The sequence below is a fragment of the Ruegeria sp. CDSA141 genome (assembly GCF_059612005.1).
Genome location: NZ_JBXWPT010000018.1, coordinates 1 through 17,144, shown reverse-complemented (window position 1 = coordinate 17,144; position 17,144 = coordinate 1). Strand labels below are relative to the sequence as shown.

The following is a 17,144-nucleotide window of genomic DNA, read 5'->3' as shown; positions in this document are numbered from 1 at the left end:
GAAGTAGCGCTGATCGCTACTGAGTATTTGGCTTTCTAAAGTGATCCATATTCCCATTTAAGAAGCTCAGCGTGGCCTCCAGAAATGCGTTCCAATCCGGGCTTTTGGGCATGGGAACGTGATTTGCCGAATCCAGAACCAGTAGTTCAGAACTTGCGATGCCTGCGGCCAATTTGCGGGCCTGGGACAGCGGGTGGATTGAATCGTTGCGGGCATGAACGATTAACGTTGGGCATTGCACCATGGGCAAGAGGTCAGCCACCGACGCATCGCTATGCGATTTCCGCATGCGCAACATGTTTTCTGCCGGACAGGACTTTTGCAGGATCTCGACGATATCCTTGGCCAGATCCAGCGGGCCTTCTGGGAAGTAAAGCAACGAATAGGCCAATAGGAAGCTGCTATCCGGCTTATTCCACCCTTCGGAGATCATGCCCAGCATTTCTGGGGTGCCAGTGGTATTCTGCCGCACATTCCGGCCTTCAACATAACCGCCATTCAAAACCATGGATTGAACCCGGTCTGGATAGTGCGCGGCCAGAAATACCGCGGAAAGGGCCGAGCCCGATTGGCTGAACAAGCTGAACCGGTCCAGCCCGATGGCATCGGCAACACTCAACAGATCATAGGCGACGGCCTCGACCCCTGCGGAGTCCATTTCAAGATCAGAATGGCCGCTGCCCATTTCGTCGAAGCGTACCAGCGTGTTATTCGCGCGGATTGCGTCGAGCAACGGGCGAAAAAACGGGGAATTCCAGTCGGCTTCGATACTGGTTCCGCCAAAAGTCGTGTAGATGATCGGAGGCCCTTCGCCTGTTACGGTATAGGCGAGAGACTTGTCTTCGCGGTTTTTCGTGAACTGGAGCCGTAGCGAAAGCTCTCTGGATTGGGCATCATCAGCGGTTTCAACAACCTCCACCTCGGCACAACATAAAAAGCCGCGCCGCGCCACGGTTCGGATTACTGCCTGAGATTGCCCGTCATCGCCGACCGCGCGTCGCGCTGCGGCAACGCAGGCGCTGATCGCAGATTCTGAGACAATACGCCCTTGCCAGATGCGTTCGATCAATGTGTCGCGGCTGATCAACTCACCTGCGTTTTTCACCAAAAGCAACAAGAGATCGAACACCTTCGGTTCAATCGAAACCGGTGCTCCTGAATGCATCAGACTGTGCTGCTCGGGGTCGAGAACAAAACTGCCAAACTTATACTTTTGCATAGCTCGCACTGTGTCTTCTTTCGCAATTGGGTCAATCACAGGAAAATCCTAAGAGTTTCCCAAGGTCTTCCTCAAGCGCAAACGTAGTGGTTCGGTGACATTCCTGAGACAACTGAAGTCACAGAGGAAGTTAAGATGGACACCATGAAAATCGCGCAAATGGCACAGGATTACACAAATGCCTGGAACTCGAAATCCGCTGAGGCCGTTGCTTCATTTTATGCCCAGGACGGCGAGATCGTGATCAATCTGGGTGAGCCGTGGTCCGGTCGGGACCGGGTGCAGGATATGGCAGATGGCTTTTTCAGAGATGTGCCAGACCTGACGCTCACCTGCGATGACGTGCGCATTTCCGGGCAGCACGCGCTCTTTCTGTGGACTTTCACGGGGCATGACGCAACCAGTGGCAATCCTCTCAAAATCCATGGTTGGGAGGAATGGGATTTGAACCATGAGATGGAAGTTCAGGCTTCACGAGGATGGTTTGACGCAGATGCGTACTCACATCAAACAGGGAATGGATGACAGCCTGGCAAAAGCAGGCCTTGGCGCAGCCGCAGCGACTTGGTGCTTCGTCCGCAATTCGGTCTCAGCCAAAATTCAGCCGACCGTCCGCAATTTGGCGTGAAACTGCAGTTAAAATATGCTTGTTTCTAGGTCTAGCCCCCAGAGTGTACAAAAATTGTGTCGTAGACGAACCGAGCCGCCGCCGATCTAACCGCGAAGCTGCACGACCTTTGCCTCAGTCTGGCTCACGTAATCGGCCCACTTCTGCATGAGGATGCGCCGCTTATCCAGCAGATCCGAGCGCGCATAGGCCCGCTCGACCTTGTTGCCGACTATATGGGCCAGCGCAGTTTCAGCGACTTCGAACCCTGCCGCCTCGGTATCCTGCACCCACGTCCTGAACGACGTGTGGAAGCCATTGACACGCCCGGCTTCATTCAAATGCTTCAATACCATTGACATTGCTACGTTGCTTACACCGCCCGCAGCGCGCGGGCTGGGAAAAAGGAAGTCGTTTCGGGCCGTGGATCTGCATTGCTCGACGACGTTCAGCGCTTCGTTTGAGAGCGGAATGCGGAAATCTTGCACCTTGCCCCGTTCTCCCTTCATCCGTTCTTGCGGGACAGTCTACATGTCGCCGTCAATCTCACTGAAACGAGCCCCGCGCACCGGCATTCCCCGCGCCGCCGTCAAAATCGTGAAGTGCAGATCCAGGTAAGAGGGGTGTTCTTTGTCGAGCCTCGAATATAGATCAGGAACTTCTTGCCATGGTGTCGCGGGAAGGGGCTGTGAAACCCGATCTGCATATCCGAGCATATGACGAGCTTTGTCACAGATGAACGGTTTTGCCTCGTAGTCCATAAGCTTCGCCTGACGTAGCACCATCCGTTTTCGATAGAGGGCTTTGTCTGCGGTTTCGTGTTTGATGCGCCAGATCGGTTTCAGCGCGTCGTGAATGTCACGCGCAGCTAGGGTGCTGACACGGCGCTTGCTAATCTTGACGTTACATAGAGCTTTCAGGGGAGAACCAGCGTCCGCGCACACCATCACCGCGAAGACTTTCCTTCCGCGCCTCAAACACCATTGCCGCCACTTCCTCAAAGGTCGGGTCGTTTGGCTGTTCTCCGCTTCAAGCCTCTGACGCTCACGCTCTGCAATCGGATCTTCGCCGCGCTCAGCATAAGCGGCCCACTTTGAACGCTCCCTGCGCGCGTCCGATAGCGACATGTCAGGATACGAACCCAACCCCATGTCCCGACGCTTGCCGTTAATTTGGAATCGGTAAAAACAGCGCCCGCCATTCTTTGACGTTTTTAGGGATAGCCCGCCGCCGTCTTGAATGACGCTGCCGGAAGGCGCGTTCTTTACTTGAGTTGCGGAAAGCCAGTTATCGCCTCTTGCCATATCTGCCCCACACTTGCTGTGGGTTGATTTGCAACATGTTGACACAAGTTGCTACAAGTGAAACTTGCAAAACCCAACACTAGCAACAGAGTTCGTTTGATTTGCACCATGTTGCGACGGAAACATGGTGCTCACCGCCCGCACCACACAAGAATTCCAAAATTGTGCAATGACTTACATGTGCTTGGTCGAATGCGCGGCGGCGATCTTGCGGGCGCTGCGATGACCCCACAGAACTCCGCTGTTCAATTGTGCCATAATGGTTAGCCTAAACCGGAAACCCCAATTGTCGGATCAGTTTCCAAATGTCCCTGTTTGCGGCTGACAGCTGTTCAACGACTGCTTCGATCTGGCGCAGGGCATTCTCGTCGACGGTGTCTTCACGGCCAAGTTTTATGTCGGTTTTGCGGTCAGCAATCCGCATTAGGATTGTTTTCGGGTTTCCGCTTTCAGGGTCGAAGGAATAGATGCAATGGTTGTACTTGTTGCGAATACCAGAAAGCTTGGCCAGCCGTTGTGTATGCTCAAGGATCGGATCGCGGATCAGGGCCGGACGCCCTTCCATTTTTGCAAGTCTTTCAACCAGATCGATTCGCGCCCGGGTGGTGTTCAAAGTCAGGAAAATGATGACGGCAACGTCCTTCGACGTGTCGGTCAGCCCGGCGATCAGGTGGATCAACAGGCTCTCGGTGTTGGTCCACATATAGTTCAGCCTGCCGACCAAAAGGATCAGGCGGTCGAACCGGGCTTCAAAAGGATCAGTCAAAGGCTGTCTGCTGCGCCTCATGAGGCGCAACCTCGAAATAGAAATGAGCCGCCGCCGTCCGGTTGCTGACACCAATCTTGCCGACAACATTATGCATGTGCAGCTTGACCGTGTGTTCTGTGATGCCCAGCTTGGCCGCAATCAGTTTGTTGCTTTTGCCTTGTGAGACCAGTTGCAGAACCTGCTTTTCGCGGCGTGTCAGCTTGGAGTATTGTGCATGCCGATCCACGCCGTTCGATGCAATAGTTTCCCGGTCCCGAGGTCTATCAGTCGCTTGTTGACAGGGGGAAGAGACACAGTCAGCCAGAAAACTGGGAAGATATAGTTCTTCATGCATCAGCAATCTGAGGATGGCGCGCCACGCGTCCGGTGCGACATTCATCGGCAGAAAGCCAACATCTCCAAACTGCGCACGGTTCCAGCTTTCGAACATGTGTCTGGCCGAATCCTCCTTGCGATAGGCAAAGGCAAGGCAACCGGAACCTGTACTATTGGTATATGCCCTGGGACGCGCCAGCAGGTCTTCGATCAACATCTGATCCACAACGACGATCTTGCCGCTGTCCGGAACATGTTCGCGCATGGCCTCGAGTGTTTCGAAGCGAAAAGCGCAGATCCCATATTCAGTTTGAACGCTTCTTAGAGTTTGATTTGAATAGAATAGTTCCTTTCCGAGGAAGATAATCGGAAAATCTTCTGAACAAATACCGTGACTGCCAGTTTTATTGATCAAAGACTCACTCATTACACTCCCTCACAAAGCGGGGTTAACCGGAAATTGCGTTATTGAAATCTAATTACCGGAGCAAAAGTAGTTAACTAATCAAAGAATTACGTATGTTTAATTGTAGCAGAAAGCGTGAATTTCTACAACCAGATGGTATAGTTCGTGTGTCGGGAATATAGAACTATTGGTTAGGTTTTCTTGCGCGAATTTGTGTAACTGGCGGAAACAATTGCACTTATTTTTTGTTACTTTCTTCATATAGAACTTTTGGGCGTGGTTTGGCGGCAGCCTCAAATTCTTACAAAATAAATATTAAAAACAACAAGTTAACCTTATCAGAACTTTCAGTTAGCTAGTCGCGAACGCATACCGCTGCAAACATGGGCGGGCTTTAATTGTCAAAGCGTCTGTCCCTGTCGTGTCCGTTCCTTGCGCATTTCAGCATTGATTGAGAGCGGTCGCGTTTTCGGCTTAGCCGGGAAAGGAGGTGGCCTCAGGAAAACTAATGTTTACCGCATTCAGTGTGTTCGAACGCTGTGTGGGGAATTTTGTTTCAATCACGCCCGTTGCCGCTTTGTAGATGAATGGCGGTCAGGCGTTCCAGAAATGGGAATTAGTTATGAGACGCAATGTAAACAATACCAATGTAACGACCGTTGACGAAATTATTGTCGAAAACTTGGATGCTCCGGTGGATGTTGAAATTCAGGTTGATGAGGCTCTTGTCGAAGCCGACGTGACTGCGCAACAGCAGCAGCAGGACCAAAACGTAGAAAACGCCAACGAACAGGGTCAGGACCAGGGCCAGGATCAGAGTCAGGACCAAGGCCAAGACCAAGGTCAGGACCAGGGTCAGGATCAGGACCAAGGTCAGGATCAAGATCAGACGCTTAATGCCGGAGACAACACCAACGACAACTCCAACAACAACGAAATCAACATTGATTTCGGCGGCGGCGAGTGGATTCCGCGCGACGACGATCAGGTTGATCTGGATCTCGGCGACTCGGCCACAGTGGGTGACGTGATCACGGCTGGCCGTGATCTGACCTATGATCCCGGCGATGACATGAATCTGGATGTCTCGATGGATGGCGCCGGAACAGCGATGTCATCCGTGAACAGCCAGGTCGCCAGTCTGAGTGATGATGACACGTTGGATTCACCGAGCGTATCCAACAATGCCGACTTCTACCAGAACGGCGACGCCAATGGTGGCACGGCAACTGCGGCTGAAGGCATCAGTTCGGATGCTACCGGCGGTAAATCGGGTGACGGCGGAACCAGCTATGGTGGTGCGGCCGATTCATCAACGCTGGGTAGCCACGCGTGGGCTGACGGTGGTGACACCGGCAGTGCCGATGCCGATTCCAGCGGCGGCCGGGGCGGATCGACCGGTGACGCGAGCAATGCCAGCAATGGTGTTGGTATGGCGGGCGCAGGATCCGACGGTGACAGTGCCGGTGGAGATGGTGGTGCCGCGGATGGCTCAGCGTCGTCTGACAACGATGGCAGCACAAGTGCCGATGGTACGGGAACCGGCGGAGCCGGCGGCAGTGCGGATTCGTTTGGTCTGGGTCTGGGGCTGGGTCTGTCCGGTTCGAATGCAGCCGGTAACGCAAACGGCGGCGACAGCGACTCCGACTCGACTGGAACGGGTACCGGGACGGCGGATAACGCCGCGGACGCGTCCGGAGCGGACGGTGGTGATGGTAACGCTGCGGCAGATGGTTCGGCCTCGAACACCAGCGACAGCAACACCGACGCAAATGATGCCACTGCTGGTGACAACACAGCGGATGGCACTGCTGACAGCGGCGCGGACAGCTCGGCTGACGGCTCTGGTGGAACCGGAACCGGTGGCGACGGAACTGGCGGTGACGGCACTGGCGGTGACGGAACTGGCGGCGACGGCACCGGCGGCGACGGTGAAGGTGGCTTCGGCGCGATGGTGGAAGCTGCAATCATGGCTCTGCAGGAAGAGCTAGGCATGATTGACGCTGAAGCAGGCGAAGGCGGTGACGGAACCGGCGGTGATGGAACCGGTGGCGACGGAACAGCCGGCGACGGTTCCGGCGGCGACGGCTCGGGCGGCGACGGTTCTGGTGGAACCGCTGACGCGAATTCCGATGCTCAGGGCGTTGGTGATCAGTCGGCAAGCGGGCCGGATATTGACCAGAGCCCGGGTGACGTGAACGGCGCAGCCAGCAATTCGCAAGATACCGACGGCAGCGGCGGTAACGGAGGGTCAAACGCGGCCGACGGCGCTGCTGATGCGGCCGGTACCGGAACGTCAGCTGCTGACGGCGACGGCGGCGCGGGCGGCAGTACAACGCCAACATCGACGTCTACCGGAAACGGAGCAGGGTCTGCCGATGCCGCAAATACCGCGGGCGATGGCGGAGCAGCGGACGTCTTCGGAGATGCCGATACAAACGGCGCGGCTGACAGCCTGGCCGAGGCAATTGCCGGATACGGTGGTGAAGGCAGTTCCGACAATGATGCCACATCGACCGGCTCCGGCGACGCGACCGGTTCGGCCGACTCGGGCTACGGTGGTGCCGGTGGCGCATCCGCCGCAGACGGCGGAACCAGCGGAGCTTCGATGGGCAGCGCAACGTCAGGTGATACCATGGGTGGCACGATCACCGGTGGTAACGGCGGCGGCGCCTATTCAGGCGACGGTGGTGCCGGCGGCAATGGTGGTGCCTGGGGCGCGAACAATGGTGGCGATGGCATCGTAACCGGAGAGTCCTATGCATCGGCTGCAGCAGTCGTTGATACGTCTGCGTTCAACCAGTCGATCATCATGGGCGCCAACGTTCTGGGCAACACGGTCGATACGACCATGGTGGGTGGTTCGATGACCATGTCCCACGCCAGCGACGACACAGACGTTTAAGTCAAACGGCAGGGCTCGCATTTTCGGGCCTTGCAACTTTCGAAAATGCCGGGGCCGCAAAACGCGGCCCCGGCCCAACTGAACCCAAAGCGGAAATTTCGAGCCGTTGCGGGCATAAAGGATAACCGACATGGCACTTGACGGTATTACAGAAACGATAGCGCATTTTGTTGGAACTTTTGAAATTACGATTGAACAGGCCCGACTGAGGGATCAGTACGAGGAGTTCAGCGCGCTGAGGCGGAAAGCTGAAATAGATGGGCTAGAGGACCCGACCTCGATTCACATCAAAGCTGATCTGGATATCCCGTCGGGCGAGTATAAAGCCCTGCCATTCAATTTCCTTCCCTCTCAACCAGAATTGCCATTACCACAAGCACCTGATGGACCGGTGTATGAGTCAGCGGTCATCCTAAGTGGTGACAGCGCGGTGTCTCAGCGATTTGTTCCGGACAGCATATCCGGCCCGTCTTCTGCGCCGGAGCTGATTGTTCTGCGGCCCGAGACAGTGCCATTGGGTTCGGCAATGACCTTCACCGTGCAAAAGGTGGTCATGCGCGACAACGATACGGTGGGCGAAGGAGACTTTCGTGATACCGAGGCGCTGATCGCTCAGGGCGAAGAGGTTCTGGACCTGGCGTTGTCGTTTCATGGCGTGGCAGCCCCATCGTTTTCACTCGCGGATTACAAATCAACCGAGATGGTTGAGGCGCTGGCCCAGCAGATGCTGACCCCGTTGAGCGCGAACGTGGACGGCGTTACCGTGCATCAGTTCCATGGCGATGACGCGTTGGGTGCGATCGTCAATGGCAAGTATGTTGACGAGGCCCCAGTCTGGACGGACATTCTGCCTGAGTTCCATCAACAGGACGAAGAAGGCGAGGACGTGGCAGAGGCCATGCTTCCGGACGAGTGGGATCAGTCGAAGGATCCTGAATTTGACGACGGACACCTTGTCGTGACCGGAGGCAACCTTGCGATCAATGCCTTCTCGGCATCCGTAGGTTGGGTTGATGCCCCCTATATCGCCGTCGGAGGGCAGGTGATCAGCCTTACCGCCATAAGCCAGGTTGCGCTTGTATCTGATTGGGATGTGGGGGCGCCGGGCGCGGGCAGTGGCACCGATGTGATTCAGTCCTCGAAGATCGAAGTCGAAGGCCGCGTTGCTCCCTGGCTTGATGACGCCGCCGGAACCTCCGGACAACCCGAATTCATCGTTGTGGATTGGGTGCACGGTGATCTGGTTGTGGCAAACTTCATCAAGCAGGTTATCGACGCCACGGATGTCGACAACATTCAGACAGAGATTTCGGCCGCATCGACGTTGTACGCGATGGGCGATAACGAGATGTTCAATGTCACCGACATAGTACAGCTGGGCAGCTTTTATGACCTGATCATGATCGATGGAAACATGATTTCCGTGGATATGTTGTATCAGACCAGCGCCCTGATGGATGATGATATCATCAGCGGTGGTATGCCCGGGGCAATGACCGGAGATGATGAAAACCTGATCATGAATGACGCGTCCGTCAAAACGATAGGCGAAGATACTCATCAGGATTTGCAACAGAACCTGTCCGACGCCATGGCGCTTGAACAAACGGATATGGATGCGCTGGAGGATGCGTTGCTCAACGATCCCATGTTCGCCGGGATGGAGCAGTTGCGCGTGCTCAAGATCGACGGAGACTTGTTGCAGGTGAACATCGTTGAGCAGGTCACCATGATGCTGGATCAGGATCAGATTGACCTGTCCGGTCCAAATGCAGCCGATACCGAGGTCGTCGCTGGCAGCAACGCCCTGTTGAACGCCGCGAACCTGACCAAAATGGGTGTGGATTCAACTGTTATGGCCGCTGACGGGTCTTACTCTGACCTGCTGCTTCATCAAGCCAGCCTGATTGACGTTCCAAACAACGAAGAAATCACCGAGATGACCAATGAGGCAATCGCTGCAATCATGGACGACATGTCCATGCCGCAACCGGATGCCGCACTGGCATTGAACGCACCATCCACTGACGCAACGACACCAGATGATGGCCTGCAAACCATGCTGGCCTGACCCTCCCGAATTGTTACCGAGTGACCAGAAGGTTTGTAAATGTCGATTGTTTTTTCGTCGCGCCGTCCATTCTTATCCAGTCCATTGGACAGGCAGGGCGGTTTGGGTCCACAGCGTCAGTGCGCTGGCGATGGCCCGGATCCTACGACACGGGCACAAAAGGTCAAAGCCCGATTGCACCTGACGCAGGAGATGCGTGTGCCTGAGCCAGATCAAAATGCGACGGTTGAGACTGAAGAGTCGCAGCAATCCGTAGACCAAAAACACGCACGCGAACAACGGCGCGCTGATCCTCCCCATCAGCGTGCACAGCCGCAGCCCGCGCAAGATGAAGACCCGGTGGGTGGTGGCAATGGGGTGGCCGACGCCGACGGCCTGGATCCGACATCCGCCGGTGACTCAACTGCGCGCAAGACCCCCTCTGCGCGCGCACCCGGTGAGAGCGGCATAGGCACCACGATCGAGGCCAAGGCAAACCAGCCACTGTTGCAAACGAAGACCGGCGGCGGTGATGGGAACGGGCCACCCCAAACCTTCCACAAACGCACCCCGCCCGAGGATTTCCAGCGCACGTTACGCGTTTCGACACGGGCAATCTGGCGCAATCTTGCGTTTGTTCTGGTCCTGACCTGCGCCACGAATGTCCTGATCCTGGCGATTCCGATTTATCTGTTTCAAATCAGTGACCGGGTCCTGACCAGCCGGTCGCTGGACACGCTGATCATGCTGACGGCTATCGTTGCGGGGGCGGTGGTTTTTCAGTCTGCCTTCGATGCGGTGCGGCGGTTCATGCTTATGCGCACGGGCGTTGAGGTGGCGGCCCGGCTGGGCGCACCAGTACTTAGCGCGGCGGCCCATGCGTCGTTGCATGGAAACGGGCGCGAGTATCAGACGTTGGGCGATCTGCAACAGCTTCGTGGTTTCCTGGTGTCCGGTACGCTGATCTCGTTTCTGGACGTGCCGTTTGCGCCATTGTTCATCCTGATGATTTTTCTGGTGCATCCGGAACTGGGGATGATCGTGGTGGTTACTGCGCTGATCCTGATGACGATTGCGCTGATCAACCAAAAAATGACAGCCAAGCCGTTTGCCGAGGCAAATAAGGCGCAGTCCATGGCGAACCTGCATCTGGATTCGATGTCGCGCAACAGCCAGATCATTAACGCTTTGGCGATGATCCCCGAAGCAGTGCGAATCTGGGGGCGGGACACAGCCCAATCATTGACCTGGCAGGTACGGGCACAGGACCGAAACGTGATCTTCGCTGCAATTTCGCGCGCCGTTCGCCTGCTGACGCAGATCGGAATACTGGGCTGGGGCGCGTTTCTGGCCCTGCAGGGAGAGATCACGGGTGGTATGGTGATTGCGGCCTCGATCATTGCCGGGCGCGCCTTTGCGCCAATTGAAGGCTCGATTGAAGGGTGGAACAGCTATCTGCTGACACGCGGGTCTTATGGGCGGATCAAGGCGCTGCTATCGACCTCGGCCCTGCAATACGAAAAACTGCGCTTGCCTCGCCCCGAAGGTCGTCTGGATGTCGAACGTCTGCTCTATGTGCCGGGCGGAACCAAACGCGTGGTTCTGAACGGTATTACGTTCTCGCTGGTTCCCGGCGAAACACTGGCCATTATCGGCAATTCAGGTGCGGGGAAAACCACGCTTGGGAAAACTCTTGTCGGGTCCATTCTGCCCACATCGGGTAGTGTAAGGCTTGACCTGATGGACATCCGCAACTGGGACCCGCGCCAGTTTGGCGAAAGCATCGGCTACCTGCCACAGGATGTTCAGCTATTCCCCGGCACGATCAAGGACAATATCGGACGGATGCGGGTGGATGCCACAGACGAACAGATTCACGATGCCGCCGTTCTGGCCGATGTTCATAACATGATTGCGACCCTGCCGCAGGGATATGAGACCGTGGTGGCCGCTGATGGGTCGCCCTTATCCGGTGGTCAGAAACAACGTATCGCACTGGCGCGGGCATTCTTTGGCAACCCCAAAATGGTTGTGCTGGATGAGCCGAACTCAAACCTTGACGTCGCTGGGGACAAAGCGCTTGCGCGTGCCATTGAGCAGGCGCGTGCGAGCAAGATCACCGTGGTTGTTATCACGCAGAAACCAACGCTGTTGAATGTTGTCGACAAGATCATGCTTTTGACCGACGGGCGCGTGGCCCTGTTCGGTCAGCGAGACCAGGTTCTTCAGCAGCTCAATGGGCCGCGCAAACAGACCGGCATTGAAGGCCGGCAGGGGGGCTGACCATGAACGACCTCGTACCTGTGAACAACTCCGACAATGATCCAGATGTGTGGTATGCTGAGGTTCCACGCTCGATCAACAGGTTCATTGTGATCGGGCTGGTCATGCTTGTCGTGTGTTTCGGCGGTTTCGGGGTCTGGTCCTTCAGCGCTCCGCTGGCCGCTGCGGTCATCGCGCAAGGCAGCTTCGTCGCCACGGGTCGGAACAAGATAGTACAACACCTTGAGGGCGGCATCATCGAAGACATCAAAGTTGTGGAAGGTCAGTCGGTTCAGGCGGGTCAGGTGCTGATGACGTTGGATCAGACTTCGGCCCAGGCCAATGAGCGTGAGCTGTTTATTCGCAAGCTGCGCCTTCAGGCTATGACCGAGCGGCTGCTGGCGGAGTACGGGGAACGCGACCGCCTCGTGTTTTCGCCGGAACTGATCGAAGCCGCCAAAGATGTTGAAATAATGGCCATTCTTGACGGGCAAAAGCTCAGCTTCGATGTGTCGCGCAAAACTCTGCTGAATGACTTGGCGCTGTTGGAACGCAACATGGAAGCGCTGAAAATCCGGGCCAGCGGATTTGAGGCTCAGCTGGACAGCATGACCCGGCGAGCCGAGATATTGCAGGAGGAGTTTGAGGCCAAGAGCCAGCTGTTCGAGAAAGGCCTTGTTCGCAAAGGGGATTTGAACACTATCCGTCGTGTTCAGGCCGAAGCCGAAGGGCAGCAGGCCCGGTTGCAGGCGGAAGCCGCCGAAATCAACCAGATGCTGCTGAAATATGACGAGCAGATTACGCGTACGCGGTCCGCCTATCGTGAGGCCGCGCTGGACGAACTGGGCGTTATCGAAGCCGATCTGGAAAGCGTCCGTGAAAAATCCCGTCAGGCCCGCAGCGTTCTTGACCGGGCCGTAGTGCGCGCGCCTGTGACCGGAACGGTGGTGCGATTGCACTATCATACGCCGGGCGGTGTGATTGAAACCGGGGAACCGATAGCCGAGATACTGCCCGCAGATGCACCCCTGATCATCGAGGCACAGATTCCGCGCACCGAGATTGACAGTGTTGTTACGGGACAGACCGCCACTGTACGCCTGATCGCATTGAATCAGCGCACGACGCCTGTTTTGTACGGAGAAGTCTTCTATATCTCGGCCGATTCACTGCTTGAGGATTCGACCGGTGTTCCGCAAGAAGTCTATCTTGCGCGGATCTCACTCACTCCGGATGAGTTGCACCGCGTCAGCGGCTTTGTTCCGACCCCGGGGATGCCCGCTGAAATCATGATTCAAACCGAAGAACGCACCTTTGCGGCCTATATCGCCAAACCGGTATCAGACAGCATGTCGCGCGCGTTTCGGGAGCAATAACGCGGTCGCTCTCCTTCACGCCTACACCTTCTAATTCTCGCATGTTAACCTCTGCGCGGCGACGTAGAGGAGAACTTGCATGCCGGTGACGGTCAAAGACATGATGGAGGCCGCCAATGCGGTGGTCGAGCGTATCGATACAGCCCAGGCAAAGGCCATGATCGAACTGGGGGGGCTGCTGCTGGATATTCGCGATGCGAATGAGCTGGAAAACACTGGTCGCGCCGCCGGGGCGCATCATATACCCCGTGGCATGCTGGAATTTCGGGCAGACGATGCATTGCAATCACATGACCCCGAACTGCGCAAGGAACGCCCCATCGTGTTGTACTGCGCATCAGGTGGGCGCGCGGCTTTGGCCGGAAAGCTTCTGAAGGATATGGGATATCAGAAGGTGTATAATCTCGGTGGGTTGGCCGACTGGGTGAATGGAGGCGGTGAAACCGTCAAATCCTAGGTCCGGAACAGCCTGCATCTGACACAAATCAAAGTGCAACACATTCGAATCGTGAAACATTTGGCCGGAAGTCATCAGAAGGAAAACCCGGCCATGTTTCGTCTTGCCGCTATGCTGTATTCACTGATTGCAACTGCTCTGTCAGGTTCGGCCATTATCGCCGTGCTGTCGGCTGGAATGGTGTCTGTCAGCGCGATCGTTGGCGCCGCAGCCGCAGGGGCTGTACTCGCTGCTCCGGCATCCTGGATGGTGGCCCGGCGGCTGTATCAAGGCGCGTGATCAGGCGTTCAGGAATGTCCTGACGGCAGCTTCGAACTCACGCGGTTTTTCGGCATGCAGCCAATGTCCGGCACCGGGGATTTTAGCAAAACGCGCTCCGGGAAACAACGTGCGGATTTTATCGCGATGCTCAGGCAGGACGTAGTTTGACGCGCCCCCTGACAGGAACAGCGCGGAACCTTGCCACAGGGCGTCCAGATCTGGAAAGCCCATGATATTTGGCATCTGGTCTGCCAACACATCCAGGTTCAGCAACCAACGCTTTCCCTTGATGTCCAGCGATTGGGTGAAAAAGCTCCGCAATGCTTTTTCAACGCCCTGCTCGGCCAATTGCTGCTCGGCATCCGAGCGGCGTGCAATGCGCGAGAAGTCCACGGCACGCATGGCTTCGATAAACTGAATTTGGCTGTGCGTGTATTTCACCGGCGCAATATCTGCGATCACCATTTTGTTCACCAGGGCGCCGTGTTGCAGCGCAAGTGTCATCGCGGCCTTACCGCCCATTGAATGCCCTAGCACATCTGCTGTCCCGCCAATCTGCTCGATGACCTCGGCAATATCCTGCGCCAGATGGGGATAGTCATGGCAAGGATCCCACGCACTGTAGGCGTGGTTACGCATGTCGACTGCAACAACTTGCCGCTCGTCCGATAACCGTCTGGCAATCACGCCCCAATTTCGGGCCGATCCATATAGGCCATGGGCAATCACAAGAGGCGGTCGGGCGGTTGGTTCACCATGTACTATCGTGTTCAGCATGTTTCGCGTGATACAAGTCACCGCTGGAAACGACCAGCCCCATTGTAGGTCTTTGTAGCTGCCGTTAGATTGCCCCCGCAGGAGGCAACATATGTCGCAGGACCCAGACATTCAAACCCGGATCGCCGAGACGGTTGTTTTGCTGCGCGCAAAAATTGGAGTGCGCGACAGGACGCTCGAGGCGTCGATCCGCAAGGCCAAACGCCGACTGCCGCGCCGCGTCTACAAGCAGGCGCTGTTTCTGGCCCGGGCCGAGGCGATGGCATCTCATCCCAAGCTGAGGCTGGTTCTGGATAATCCCAAGCTGATCAAGGCGTCCGATGTGGTGCAGGATCATCTGGGGTCCATCAACCTTGCCGACCGCAGATGGGGCTGGTTCCTCGGCCTGTTGGGAGGGCTGGCTTTCAACATGCTGGCATTGGCGACACTGCTGCTGGTCTTTCTGTGGTGGCGCGGCTTGATCTGACCTTGCATTCTGGACTATGCGCTGAGTTCTGAACGTGGTTCAATCCCGAGGGCGCGATGTCAACGAAAGCACAGATCCGGCGTGAACTGCTCCGCGAAAAGCTGGTCGAGGCGGCAGAAACCCGCATTGACCAGAATGGCCTGAGCGACCTTCGGGCACGGGATCTGGCCAAAGATGCCGGATGTGCGCTGGGCGCGATTTACAACGTATTTGAGGATCTCAACGCAATTGTCATGGCCGTGAACGGGCGTACGTTCAAACGTCTGGGGCAGGCAGTCGGTACGTCTTTTGACGGCAGTGAACCTCCGGTGCAGCGGTTGATTGTCATGAGCACGGCTTATCTGTATTTCGCCGATGAAAACGCGAACCTGTGGCGGGCCTTGTTCGACTTGCAGATGTCCGATGATGGCCCTGTGCCCGACTGGTATCGCAACGCGTTGAAAGAGTTGTTTTCCTTCATTGCTGAGCCGGTCAGCGAACTGTTTCACGAACTGGATCGGGTTGAGATGGATCTGATGACGCGCGCGCTGTTCTCGTCGGTTCACGGGATCGTCACCCTTGGGCTTGAAAACCGCATTTCAGGTGTGCCGCCAGAACAGATCGAACGCATGATCGCGCAGGTTCTTTCACGTATTGGAAACAAATAGTTTCCTGAACGGTGTTCACAAAAATACTTGAACGGCGTTCATTGGGTTGTTATCTCCATGATGTGAACGATGTTCATGAAATGGAGGAACACATGTTCAGTACCCTGAAGACCTTGATTGATGGTGCAAACGCCAAGGCCGAAAACCGCTTGAGGGACAGTTTTTCTATTGAACTGATTGATCAGAAAATCCGCGAAGCAGAACAGAACCTCAAGGCGGCAAAGCTGACGCTGGCCAGCCTGATTCAGAAGCAGCGTAGTGAAATCCGACAGGTCGAGACCCTGCAAGCCCGTATTGACGACCTGATGGCGCGGGCGTGTCAGGCGTTGGAGGACGATCGACAGGATCTTGCCCAAACCGCGGCGCAGGCGGTTGCAGATCTGGAAAACGAATTGGCGCTGCGCAAACAGACCGAGGGCCGGCTCGAAACGCGCATCCTGCAATTGCGCCATTCAGTTCAGGCGGCGAGCCGCCGCATTCTGGATCTCAAGCAAGGTGCAATCTCTGCACGCGCCGTAAAACGAGAGCAAGGGCTGCAAAAGTTGCTGAACCGACATCTGGGCGGCGACAGCCCGATAGACGAAGCTGAGGCGCTGATTGCTCGCGTGATGAAACAGGATGACCCGTTCGAGCAATCCGAAATCTTGCGAGAGATTGACGCCGGGATGGACCACTTAAACCTTGCTGCCCGAATGGAAGAAGCCGGATATGGCCCCAAAACGCGGGCAACCGCATCAGATGTTCTGAAGCGCCTCAAGGCGCAAACAGACAATTGAAAATCCGACCAATATCAACATGCTTTGACAACAGGAGACTTCCAATGACCAATCGAAACGAAAATGCCCTTATTCTCATGTTGAACGGCGCAGGCGTTGCTGTTGCCTACGCTTTGCTGGCTATTTCACTGTACCTGTCGACCGATGTTCCGCTGGCTACCAAGGGCTATTGGGGCATGGGTATCGTTCTGCTGACACTTAGCCTGATAAACGTGGTCAAATATCGCTTCGACGCGCGCTCGGCCGAGGATCGCATCAATCGGATTGAAGAGGCGCGAAATGAAAAATTGTTGGAGGATGTACTTAATGAGCCGTCATCTGACGGTTGATCAAAGCCGCGCCGTGTAACCACGGCGCTTGGCCCAACGGTATCTCTGACGCCAGCATTCAGTCATATGGGCAAGTGGTCTGAAAAAAAGAACGGCGCCGCCGGGACGCCGTTTTTTGTTAGAAGATGGGCCGATTACAAGTTCGGATAGATCGGGAATTTGGCGCAGAGGTCTGCGACTTCGGCCTTGACCTTGGCTTCGACAGCGCTGTTGCCGTC

Annotated in this window: 17 protein-coding genes; 11 read left to right on the top strand and 6 right to left on the bottom strand. The window is 56.1% G+C overall.

Features of this window, described 5'->3' with window-relative positions; all coding sequences use genetic code 11:
- Window positions 1–16: 16 nt before the first annotated feature.
- On the bottom strand, window positions 17–1,219 hold the full coding sequence (locus AC2FLP_RS18670; RefSeq protein ID WP_299898835.1) for an alpha/beta hydrolase: 1,203 nt from the start codon (window positions 1,217–1,219) through the stop codon (window positions 17–19).
- Between the two features lie 135 nt (window positions 1,220–1,354).
- On the opposite strand from AC2FLP_RS18670, the gene AC2FLP_RS18665 reads away from it, so the two are divergent.
- Window positions 1,355–1,744 (top strand): nuclear transport factor 2 family protein, encoded by a 390-nt coding sequence (locus AC2FLP_RS18665; protein ID WP_299898837.1) that lies wholly within the window; start codon window positions 1,355–1,357, stop codon window positions 1,742–1,744.
- A gap of 189 nt (window positions 1,745–1,933) precedes the next feature.
- Here the strand turns inward: AC2FLP_RS18665 and AC2FLP_RS18660 are convergent, their stop codons facing one another.
- From AC2FLP_RS18660 to AC2FLP_RS18645, 4 genes are all read right to left on the bottom strand, one after another.
- Window positions 1,934–2,335, bottom strand: a complete 402-nt coding sequence (locus AC2FLP_RS18660) for a tyrosine-type recombinase/integrase (protein ID WP_299898839.1) — start codon at window positions 2,333–2,335, stop codon at window positions 1,934–1,936.
- A gap of 18 nt (window positions 2,336–2,353) precedes the next feature.
- Window positions 2,354–3,130, bottom strand: coding sequence for an integrase arm-type DNA-binding domain-containing protein (locus AC2FLP_RS18655; RefSeq protein WP_496685505.1), 777 nt, complete (start codon window positions 3,128–3,130; stop codon window positions 2,354–2,356).
- Window positions 3,131–3,398: 268 nt separating this feature from the next.
- Window positions 3,399–3,896, bottom strand: coding sequence for a hypothetical protein (locus AC2FLP_RS18650; protein WP_299640899.1), 498 nt, complete (start codon window positions 3,894–3,896; stop codon window positions 3,399–3,401).
- A complete protein-coding gene (locus AC2FLP_RS18645; RefSeq protein ID WP_299898843.1) occupies window positions 3,889–4,479 on the bottom strand; it encodes a helix-turn-helix transcriptional regulator in 591 nt (196 codons plus the stop codon). Before AC2FLP_RS18645 ends, AC2FLP_RS18650 begins: the two co-directional genes overlap by 8 nt.
- Window positions 4,480–5,242: 763 nt before the next feature.
- Here AC2FLP_RS18645 and AC2FLP_RS18640 point away from each other — a divergent pair.
- The 6 genes from AC2FLP_RS18640 (at window position 5,243) to AC2FLP_RS18615 (ending at window position 13,949) form a co-directional block, all read left to right on the top strand.
- The gene (locus AC2FLP_RS18640) at window positions 5,243–7,525 is read left to right on the top strand and encodes a hypothetical protein (protein ID WP_496685509.1); all 2,283 of its coding nucleotides are present in this window, start codon (window positions 5,243–5,245) and stop codon (window positions 7,523–7,525) included.
- Between the two features lie 130 nt (window positions 7,526–7,655).
- Window positions 7,656–9,596 (top strand): type I secretion protein, encoded by a 1,941-nt coding sequence (locus tag AC2FLP_RS18635; protein ID WP_496685512.1) that lies wholly within the window; start codon window positions 7,656–7,658, stop codon window positions 9,594–9,596.
- Between the two features lie 39 nt (window positions 9,597–9,635).
- The gene (locus AC2FLP_RS18630; RefSeq protein ID WP_496685515.1) at window positions 9,636–11,858 is read left to right on the top strand and encodes a type I secretion system permease/ATPase; all 2,223 of its coding nucleotides are present in this window, start codon (window positions 9,636–9,638) and stop codon (window positions 11,856–11,858) included.
- Between the two features lie 2 nt (window positions 11,859–11,860).
- Window positions 11,861–13,213 (top strand): HlyD family type I secretion periplasmic adaptor subunit, encoded by a 1,353-nt coding sequence (locus AC2FLP_RS18625; RefSeq protein WP_298855778.1) that lies wholly within the window; start codon window positions 11,861–11,863, stop codon window positions 13,211–13,213.
- Between the two features lie 79 nt (window positions 13,214–13,292).
- Window positions 13,293–13,670 carry a rhodanese-like domain-containing protein gene (locus tag AC2FLP_RS18620; protein WP_496685518.1) on the top strand — a complete coding sequence of 126 codons (378 nt, stop codon included), beginning with the start codon at window positions 13,293–13,295 and terminating at the stop codon, window positions 13,668–13,670.
- Between the two features lie 93 nt (window positions 13,671–13,763).
- Window positions 13,764–13,949, top strand: coding sequence for a hypothetical protein (locus tag AC2FLP_RS18615; protein ID WP_117869568.1), 186 nt, complete (start codon window positions 13,764–13,766; stop codon window positions 13,947–13,949).
- On the opposite strand, the gene AC2FLP_RS18610 is transcribed toward AC2FLP_RS18615, so the two are convergent.
- Entirely contained in the window at window positions 13,950–14,708 is a 759-nt protein-coding gene (locus AC2FLP_RS18610) for an alpha/beta fold hydrolase (protein WP_496685521.1), read from the bottom strand.
- A 91-nt stretch (window positions 14,709–14,799) separates the two neighbouring features.
- Here AC2FLP_RS18610 and AC2FLP_RS18605 point away from each other — a divergent pair, with 91 nt between their 5' ends.
- The 4 genes from AC2FLP_RS18605 to AC2FLP_RS18590 all read left to right on the top strand — a co-directional run bounded on the left by AC2FLP_RS18605 (window position 14,800) and on the right by AC2FLP_RS18590 (window position 16,926).
- A complete protein-coding gene (locus tag AC2FLP_RS18605; protein ID WP_299898859.1) occupies window positions 14,800–15,174 on the top strand; it encodes a hypothetical protein in 375 nt (124 codons plus the stop codon).
- A gap of 56 nt (window positions 15,175–15,230) precedes the next feature.
- Window positions 15,231–15,821: a TetR/AcrR family transcriptional regulator gene (locus AC2FLP_RS18600; RefSeq protein WP_496685523.1), complete on the top strand. Its 591-nt coding sequence runs from the start codon at window positions 15,231–15,233 to the stop codon at window positions 15,819–15,821.
- Between the two features lie 92 nt (window positions 15,822–15,913).
- Entirely contained in the window at window positions 15,914–16,597 is a 684-nt protein-coding gene (locus tag AC2FLP_RS18595; RefSeq protein WP_299898863.1) for a PspA/IM30 family protein, read from the top strand.
- A 44-nt stretch (window positions 16,598–16,641) separates the two neighbouring features.
- Window positions 16,642–16,926, top strand: coding sequence for a YiaA/YiaB family inner membrane protein (locus AC2FLP_RS18590; protein WP_299898865.1), 285 nt, complete (start codon window positions 16,642–16,644; stop codon window positions 16,924–16,926).
- Window positions 16,927–17,144: the final 218 nt, after the last annotated feature.